General features: G+C 63.1%; 6 protein-coding genes. 1 reads left to right on the top strand and 5 read right to left on the bottom strand.

All coding sequences use genetic code 11. The features are described 5' to 3' along the window. Positions 1-138: 138 nt before the first annotated feature. From fhuB to PG887_RS15840, 5 genes are read right to left on the bottom strand one after another with little or no spacing between them, the layout of a single operon-like run. Positions 139-2,121, bottom strand: coding sequence for a Fe(3+)-hydroxamate ABC transporter permease FhuB (fhuB, locus tag PG887_RS15860; protein ID WP_270822238.1), 1,983 nt, complete (start codon positions 2,119-2,121; stop codon positions 139-141). Further along, positions 2,118-3,011, bottom strand: a complete 894-nt coding sequence (locus PG887_RS15855) for an ABC transporter substrate-binding protein (RefSeq protein ID WP_270822241.1) — start codon at positions 3,009-3,011, stop codon at positions 2,118-2,120. The genes fhuB and PG887_RS15855 overlap by 4 nt, the downstream gene beginning before the upstream one ends. A 31-nt stretch (positions 3,012-3,042) precedes the next feature. Further along, positions 3,043-3,807, bottom strand: coding sequence for an ATP-binding cassette domain-containing protein (locus tag PG887_RS15850; RefSeq protein ID WP_270822236.1), 765 nt, complete (start codon positions 3,805-3,807; stop codon positions 3,043-3,045). A 46-nt stretch (positions 3,808-3,853) separates the two neighbouring features. Continuing rightward, positions 3,854-5,500, bottom strand: coding sequence for a multidrug ABC transporter permease/ATP-binding protein (locus PG887_RS15845; RefSeq protein ID WP_270822233.1), 1,647 nt, complete (start codon positions 5,498-5,500; stop codon positions 3,854-3,856). 60 nt (positions 5,501-5,560) lie between these two features. Continuing rightward, on the bottom strand, positions 5,561-7,669 hold the full coding sequence (locus PG887_RS15840; protein ID WP_270822231.1) for a TonB-dependent siderophore receptor: 2,109 nt from the start codon (positions 7,667-7,669) through the stop codon (positions 5,561-5,563). Positions 7,670-8,040: 371 nt separating this feature from the next. Between PG887_RS15840 and mioC the strand changes: the two genes are divergently transcribed. Continuing rightward, complete coding sequence (gene mioC, locus PG887_RS15835; RefSeq protein WP_039040628.1) at positions 8,041-8,490, top strand: FMN-binding protein MioC; 450 nt, start codon at positions 8,041-8,043, stop codon at positions 8,488-8,490. The last annotated feature ends 29 nt before the right edge of the window (positions 8,491-8,519 follow it).

The raw sequence follows: 8,519 nt of genomic DNA, 5'->3' as shown, positions 1-8,519 counted from the left end.
AACGCCCCAGGCCATCGAGACCCAGGGCGGTGAAGATATCAAAGACCCGTTTTCCGGTAAATCGCAATGCGGCTCCGTTTAAGTGAACAGCATTGGGGTTCATCCCGGGCTTTTTTTGTGCGCTTTTCATCCATCAACCTAGAGACGGCGCAGGCACCACATGAAGTAAGCGCCCCCTAACAGGGTGGAGACCAGACCGACGGGCACCTCCTGGGGAAAGAGGATCTGCTGGCCGATCCAGTCCGCCGACACCATCAGCAAAGCGCCACAGCCTGCGGCGCCGAGCAGGTGCCAGCGCGCCCTCACCAGCCCCATCAATCTGGCCAGGTGCGGCGCCAGCAGACCGGCAAAGGAGAGCGGGCCTATCACCATGGTGGCACTGGCGGTGAGCACGGCCACCAGCAGCAGGATGGTGAGCTGGGCACGGCCGAGATGGATCCCCAGAGCCGTCGCTACCGCCGGCCCCATGGGCATGAGATCGAGCCAGCGGCTCACCAGCAGGCAGGCTGCCAGCATCAGCAGCGCCAACACCACCAGGGCAAGGGCCACCGGCTGGGTGACGTAATAGGTGGAGCCGGACATCCAGGAGAGCAGTTGCTGCACCCGCAGGTCGCCGTTGGCCAGGGCGATGGCCTGCAACGGCTCAAACAGCGCCGTGATGGCGATGCCAGACAGCAGTATCCGCTCCGGCTGGAAGCCGTTGCGCCGGTTGATAAGCACCAGCAGCAACAGGCAGGCGAAGGCGCCCACCAGCCCCCCCAGCAGCATCATGGGCAGCGGCAAGGCGGGCAGCAACAGGGCCGCCGCAATCACCCCCATGAAGGTGCCACCGCTCACCCCCAGCAGTTCGGGGCTCGCCATGGGGTTGTTGCTGACTCGCTGCAACAAGGTGCCAGCCAGCGCCAGCAACACGCCTGCGGCACCCGCTGCCAGCGTGCGCGGCAAGCGCCACTCCAGCTGGGCCTGCCACCGCAGCCAGCTCGGCCAGCCCCAGCCGCCCATTCCCTGCCCAAACAACAGGGAGGCGATCACCGCCGCAGCCAGCCCCAACACCATCAGGCCGACAAGGCGAGTTGGCGCCGGATGGCGGGCCAACTGCAGGGAGGAGTTCGCCTTAGGTGAACTCTGCTTGATACCAAGACGCGGGATCAGCCAGAGCAGCAGCGGCGCCCCCAACAGGGCCGTCATGGCGCCGGTCGGGATCAGCACAGGCCAGAACCGGCTCAGGGTCTGCAGCAGCAGATCGGTGGCCGCCAGCAACAGGGCGCCGAGGATGGGCGCCCACAGCAGCCGCTGGGCCAGTTTTCTGACCCCCAGCAGCCGCACCATGGCGGGCGCCGCCAGCCCGATAAAACCGATCAGCCCCACCACGCTCACCACGCAGGCGGTGATGAAGACCGCGAGGCCGAGGCCGGCGAATCTCAGGTGCTTGAGAGAGACCCCCAGGCTGCGAGCGCTGGCATCGTCCAGCTCCAGCACTGCCAGCGGGCGCACCAGCACCGCCGCCAGCATCGCGGCCAGCAGCAACCGTGGCAGCAGATAGCCGACGCCGCTCCAGCTGTTCTGGGCCAGAGATCCGCTCCCCCACACCAGCAACCCTTTGAGCTCCTCCTGGAAGAACAGCAGCAATCCCATGCTGATGGCGGCCAGATAGAGGTTGATCACCAGCCCTGCAAAGACGATGACCACGGGATTGAGCTGACGGCGCCAGGCCAGGGCGAAGACCAGCCCCATGGCCAGGCTTCCCCCGGCCATGGCGATCCACTCCCGCCCGATCAGCAGCCAGGAGGGGGCGAGCAGGGTCACCATCATCAGCGCCAGCTGGGCGCCGGAGGCCACCCCCAGGGTGGTGGGCGAGGCCAGGGGATTGCGCAGCACCTGCTGCATCAGGGTACCGGCGAGCCCGAGGGCGGCACCGGCCAGCAGACAAATGGCAAGGCGCGGCAGCCAGCTGAAATGGACCACCGCCTGGCGGGCATCGTCCAGCTCGGGGGAGAACAGGGCCTGCCACCAGAGCGCCCCCGGCAGTTGACGCGCCAGCTCGGCGCAAGCCAGCCCCAGTGTCAGCACCAACAGGCAGAGACCCGGGCGCAGCAGGGGCGAAGAAAGAGAAGAGCTCATTGATTTGATCCCCCGGTTGCTCTGTGGACAGCCTGCTCCCGCAAGACACCGTCCAGCAGGGTGGCGAAGCGGCGGGCCGCCAATATGCCACCAAAACTCCATGTCGCAGGCAGATGGATCACCGGATTGTTCTGTACCAGCGGGAGATGCTGCCACAATCCAGGCTCCTGAAGTTTTTCACCAACTCCTACGGGCACGGGGTCCACCACCACCAGCCTGGCCTCCGGCATCCCGAGAAACTGCTCCAGGCTCGCGACCGAGAATCCCCAGGCATTGGTCTCTCCCTGCCAGGCGTTGCGAAGGCCGAGGCGCTGCATCACTGCCTCGAACAGGCTGCCACGGCCAAACACCCGCACATGGCGCTCATCAATGAATTGCACCACCAGCAAGGGGAGCAGATCGGCGGTCTGCGCCGCCTGCATCTGTGCCAGATCCAGCTCCAGCGCGGCGAGCTGGCGTTCGGCCTCCGCCTCTTTGTTGACCAGGGCGGCTATGGTCAGGGTCGCTTCCCGCAGTCGCTGCCACAGATCGGTGCCAGGTTCATACAGGGCGATGGAGTGCACCGGCGCGATGCGGGAGAGGGTCGGCGCCAAGGGGGCCGCCAGCGGCGAGATGAGAATAAGATCCGGTTTGAGCTCCGCCAGCAGTTCCCGGTTGGGTTGGGCACGCAGCCCGATATCGATCACCCCGGCAGGAAGCTGGGGTTCACCGACCCAGGCGCGATAGGGGGCCACATCCCCCACCGCCATCGGTGTCACTCCGAGCGCCAGCAGGGTTTCGGCTATGGTCCAGTCGACGGTGGCGATGCGGGGCGTGGCGCTGGTGGCGGTGACAAGCTGCCCGGCCTCCCCTGCCAGGGGCAGCAGCAGACTGAGCAGACAGGGCGCCATCTTCAATAAACGGTTCAAGAGCGGCCCCCGGTCAGACGATAGCGATGGCGTGGTCATGGGCCGGATGGCGAATGACCTCCATGGGGATGCCATAGATGGCGTTCAGGGTCTCCCCTGTCATGATCTGTTCGGGCTCGCCGTGGGTCAGCAGACGGCCGGAGTGCAGCGCCACCAGCCGATCGCAGAAACGGGAGGCCATGTTGATGTCGTGAATGACTATGATGACCCCGAGGTTGAGCTGGCGGCTGAGCTGCTTGATGAGCGTGAGCACCTCCACCTGATGGGCCACGTCCAGGGCGGCCAGCGGCTCGTCCAGCAGGATGAAACGGCTCTCCTGAGCCAGCAGCATGGCGAGCCAGACTCGCCCCCGCTCACCGCCGGAGAGGGTATCCACCAGCCGATCGGCAAAGCGTTCGGTGTGGGTCAGGGCGATGGCCCGTTCCACCTGACGGTGATCTTCCGCTCCCATCCGGCCCAGCAGGCCGCGCCAGGGGTAGCGCCCCATCTCCACCAGTTCGCGGCCGAGCAGGTTTTCGGCACTCGGCAGGTGCTGGGGCAGATAGGCCACCTGACGGGCAAACTCCCGGTTGCCCCAGGCAGACAACGGCTGGTCATCGAACAGGATCTCCCCGCCGCTGTGGGGTTGCTGGCGCGCCAGCAGCTTGATCAGGGTCGATTTGCCCGACCCGTTGTGGCCGATGAGGCCATAGACCCGACCTTGCTCGAAGCGAAGGCTGGTGGGGTGCAGCAGCGTGCGGTCATTGACCGCGAAGCTGGCGGATTTCATCTCGAACATAAGCAATTCCTGTGCTGGCTTGCTGCCAGTCTCATCGGTGCCAGCATCAGGCCGGCACCTTGCCATCCAGATGGGCGACCGCATCCCGGCTCACCTGCTCGCGCTGCTCGCCGGTCAGTTCGGTGAGGCGGCCCTGGCGCATCTCCAGCAGGCGATCGGCCAGAGAGAAGTAGTGATCGTCGTGGCTGATGGCGATCACCGTCTTGCCCATCTCCTTGAGACGCGGCAACAGCACCTGATAGAAGATGCGGCGGAACTGGGGATCCTGATCCGCGGCCCACTCGTCGAACAGCATCACCTCCCGCTGCTCTGCCAGGGCCAGCAGCAGGGCGACCCGCTTGCGCTGGCCCTGGGAGAGGTCGATATCGGCGATGAAGCCATCCTCGATGGCAAGCTTGCTGCCCATCTGCAACCGCTCAAGCCACTCGGCGACCAGCGCCTCTTTCGGCTCGGGCCCCAGCAAATGCTGGAACAGGTGGTAGTCGGTGAAGATGGCGGAGAAGAGCCCCAGATAGCCGTTGCGATCGGTGACCGGCTCCCCATCCAGCAGGATCCGGCCAGAGACCGGTTGATAGAGCCCGGTCAGCAGCATGGCCAGGGTCGACTTGCCGGAGCCATTGCCACCGATGAGGAATATCTGCTCCCCCCGCTCGATCACCAGATTGATGGGGCCCACGGAGAAACCGCCCTCCCCCTGGTAGTGAAAGCTCACCTGATCCAGCTCGATGCGCTGCCAGGGGCGAGACGCAGGCGGCAACGGGAACGCTTCGTCCGGCTCTGCCAGATTGAGGGCAGCTATCTTGTCGAACGCCACCTGGGCGGCGATCAGGGTCGGCAGGGCTCCGATGCCTTGCAGCAAGGGAGTGCGCAGGAACAACAGGGTCAGGGCGAAGGTGGCGGCCACATTGGTGTTGGCCCAGCCCAGCCCGTTGGCCAGGAAGAAGACCAGGCCGATGGCACCCAGCATCATGATGTTCGACCAGTTCACCGCGCTCAGGTGGTAGGTATCGGCGCGGATGATCTGCTCCCGGTAGTCCCGGGCATTCTGCTCATAGAGCTGGTGGTAGACGAAGTGGGCACGCTCGCGGTTGAGCGCCAGCTCCTTGCACCCGGCGATGATGGACTGGTAGTTCTGGTAGAGCCTGTCTTCGGCCTGGCGCATGTGCGCCAGGTGGCGATAGACCCGGTTCACCAGCAGCCAGCCCACCACCATGGTCACGGTGACCCAGAGGGCGGTAACACCGAGCAAGGCGGGAGAGAGCAGGCCAAGGTAGATGATGGAGCCCAGGGTGAGCACCAGACCCTGTACCAGTTCCGGCAGGCGCACGAAGGCGATGGTGATCTGACCGATGTCGCTGGAAAGGGAGGCCAGGAGCGGCCCCTGCCCTATTTGACGCAGACGGGCGACGTCGGTATCCAGCAGTTGCTTGAGCAGGCGGCCACGCAACCGGTAGACGAAATGGTGACCCAGGGTGGTCAGGGCAAGTTGGGATCCGAGCGTGATCACCAGCAACAGCAAGACAAGGCCGACAAGCTGACCCAGGATCGGCAGCGGATCCCCGACTGATTCGATAAGTGATTGATTGATGAAGGCAATGACGCCTATCCCGCTGACAGCACTCAGCAGGCTGAGCAGGGTAATGGCGATGAAGGGCCAACGGTATTGGCGATAAACCAGTGACAAGAGTTCCATGACAGGCCTGTAGATGAATGGAAGGAGGGCGGGAGCCTTCGCCCCCGCCCGGCCTGTCGCTTACCAGCGGTAGTTGACGGTGCCGACTATGCTGCGCGGCTCGCCGTAGTAGCAGTAGTAGTCGCAGCTCGCCACATAGGTGTCGTTCAGCAGGTTGTTGACGTTGATCTGGGCACGCCAGTTCTTGGCAAAGTCATACCCGATCATCGCATCCCATACGGTGTGTGCAGGTACCTGGGCGGAACCATAGATGGGGGTGTAGTCCGCATTCACCGCGCCGATGCCGACGCTGGAACCCACATAGCGCACGCCGGAACCCAGCTCAAGACCGGATACCGGGCCCTGCTGCACCTTGTAGTTGCCCCAGAAGGAGGCCTGGTGGCGCGGGATCAGGCTCGCACGACGATCGCCGTTGCCGGTGTCGTTGGTCTTGGCATCGGTATAGGTATATGCAGCGGTCAGGCGCAACGCCTCGGTGGCATGCACGCTTCCTTCCAGCTCGACCCCCTGGGAGGTCACTTCACCGGCCTGGGTCTGCTGGCCGGAGCCGGTAGAGACCAGGGAGTTGGTCTGCTCCAGATCGAACAGCGCCAGGTTGATGTAGCCATCGAGGAAGCTGGGTGCGTACTTGACCCCGGTCTCGTAGAGCTTGCCTTCCAGCGGCTTGTAGGAATTGCCGGTGTTGGGGTCTATCCCCGGCAGCACTTCGAAGGATTCCGCATAGGCGAAGTAAGGGGAGAGACCGTTGTCGGCCAGGTACATCAGGCTGCCGGAGAGAGAGAGGTTGTCGTCGTACTGTTTCTCGTTCTTGCTCTTGGCTTCGCTGATGTTGTGGGTTTCCACGTAGTCGAAACGACCGCCCGCGGTCAGCAGCCAGCGATCATCCCAGCGGATCTGGTGCTGGGCATAGAGGCCGCTCTGGCCCTTGGTGCTCTTCTGGTGGGTCGCGGTGGATTCATCAAAACCGGGGAAACCGCTGTAATTCGGGTTCATGGTGTTGATGGCGCCCATGCCATAGTTGTCGGCTTCCTGACCTTCATTCACATGGCGCTGCAGATCCACCCCCAGCAACAGGGTCTGCTCCGTGCTGTCGGTGTTCCAGTAACCCACCATCTGGTTGTCCATGGTGGCGCTCTTGGTATCCCCATCCCGGTAGACCAGGCCGCGGTAGGCGGTGGTGCCTTCATAGGTCGGGAAGATATAGGTCTGGCGCAGCAGCAGATCGTTGTAGTTGAAGCGAACGTTCTGCTTGAACTCCCAGGTCTGGTTGAGCTGGTGGGCCAGCTCGTACCCGGCGGAGATCTGGGTATTGCGATTGCGATCGTAATCCGGCTGGCTCAGGTTGGTGGAGGGATCGATCTGGCCGCCGGAGGTATTCAGGGTGCCATAGACCGGGAAGAAGCCGTTGGTCGGCACCCCTTCATCATGCTTGAAGCTGGAGAGCAGCGTCAGCGTGGTGCGATCCGAAATATCCAGGGTCACGCTCGGCGCCAGATAGGCGCGCTCGTTGTAGGTGCCATCCAGCACGCCGTCCCGCTCGTTGTAGAGGGCCACCAGACGATAACGGCTGTTGTCGGTAAGGGTGTCGGAGACATCCACCCCGACCTGGCGCAGATCCCGGTTGCCCAGTTGCAGGTTCACCAGTCCCTGCGGGGTCGCGGTCGGACGCTTGCTGATGGCGTTGATGACGCCTCCGGGAGGGGCTTCGCCATACAGAATGGAGGCCGGGCCTTTGAGCACTTCCACGCTCTCAAGGCCGAAGGGCTCCGGGGTCCAGACATAGTAACCGGTGCTGAACAGGCGGTTGCCATCCAGGTAAGAAGCCGCATCGAAGCCACGCACCTTGAACCAGTCAGCATCCGTGTCCGAACCATAGGACTGGGACAGGACGCCGGAGCGATAGCGCAGGGACTCGTCTAGCTTGAGTACGGCGTGCTGGTCCAGCTCTTCGCGATTGACCACGGAAACGGCACGGGGGGTCTCTGCCATGGGGACCTCGACCTTCATGGCGGTCCCGGTCACGACCATGGTTTCGCCCGCCTTGGGCAACTCTTTATCCGCCTGTTCCGCCGCCAACACGGGCAGGGACGCCAGCAGACAGGAGAGCGGCAGCAGCTGTGCGCCTCTCTTTCGCATCACGGCATTCGGGGTATTTTTTTGCGCAATCATATAAGTGTCTCAAATATCAATAAGTTATGTTTGATTTCTTATTATGGGTGCCCAATTGGACCGGTCAGCCCGGCGCCTCAGGCGAATAAAGCAGCGCCATGCTACTACAGGTGCCGTGATCGAATCGATTCAATAATTGCTAATCATTTGCATCTTCATTGTTAATTAATGTTTTAAAGTGTCGTTTGACAACGAAAGGTGCGATGAGGTCGCAACAGGCGGAAAGAAGGCGGCACAGTGGCCACGAGGCCGGTTTTGGCTGCAACAAAGTGGACAGGATCCTTATCCCCAAGCTTTATCCATATTTATCCACATGCTTTGGCGGTAAGATCCCCGCTCTTCACTTTTTCGATGACATCAGGATCCATTCCATGGCCAAACTCAACCTCGTCGTCGGCTCCATGCTGGGGGCCTCCGAATATGTCGCAGATCATGTGGTCGGCCTGCTTGAACAGGCGGGCCACCAGGCGGAGATCCACAACCCCGCCAGCCTGGCCAGGATCCTGACCGAGCCAGAAGCCATCGTGCTGGTGGTCACTTCCACCCATGGAGCGGGGGACGTACCCGACAATCTGCAGCCCTTTGCCCGGGATCTTGCCGAACAGCAGCCGGATCTCGCCGCCTTCAAGTACGGAGTGATCGCCCTGGGGGATCGCAGCTATGACACCTTCTGCCAGGGCGGCAAGACGCTGGATCGGCTGCTGGCCGGGTGCGGTGCCAGCCGACTGGGGGATCTCCTGGAAATAGACGTGACCCAGCACGAGATCCCCGAAGATGCCGCAGAAACCTGGATCCACGACTGGATGACCTTGATCGGCTGATCAGGGCCAGGGAGATCCGGTCACGACCC

It is taken from the genome of Aeromonas sp. QDB14 (genome assembly GCF_027707845.1).
Lineage (GTDB): Bacteria > Pseudomonadota > Gammaproteobacteria > Enterobacterales > Aeromonadaceae > Aeromonas > Aeromonas caviae.
Note: the sequence above shows the minus strand (reverse complement) of the source record. Positions and strands in the feature narration are given on the sequence as shown.

Bases quoted from the DNA above. Each gene is read 5' to 3' on its own strand.
- PG887_RS15855 (WP_270822241.1), bottom strand. From the start codon at position 3,011: ATGGCGCCCTGTCTGCTCAGTCTGCTGCTGCCCCTGGCAGGGGAGGCC.
- mioC (WP_039040628.1), top strand. From the start codon at position 8,041: ATGGCCAAACTCAACCTCGTCGTCGGCTCCATGCTGGGGGCCTCCGAA.
- PG887_RS15840 (WP_270822231.1), bottom strand. From the start codon at position 7,669: ATGATTGCGCAAAAAAATACCCCGAATGCCGTGATGCGAAAGAGAGGC.
- PG887_RS15850 (WP_270822236.1), bottom strand. From the start codon at position 3,807: ATGTTCGAGATGAAATCCGCCAGCTTCGCGGTCAATGACCGCACGCTG.
- fhuB (WP_270822238.1), bottom strand. From the start codon at position 2,121: ATGAGCTCTTCTCTTTCTTCGCCCCTGCTGCGCCCGGGTCTCTGCCTG.
- PG887_RS15845 (WP_270822233.1), bottom strand. From the start codon at position 5,500: ATGGAACTCTTGTCACTGGTTTATCGCCAATACCGTTGGCCCTTCATC.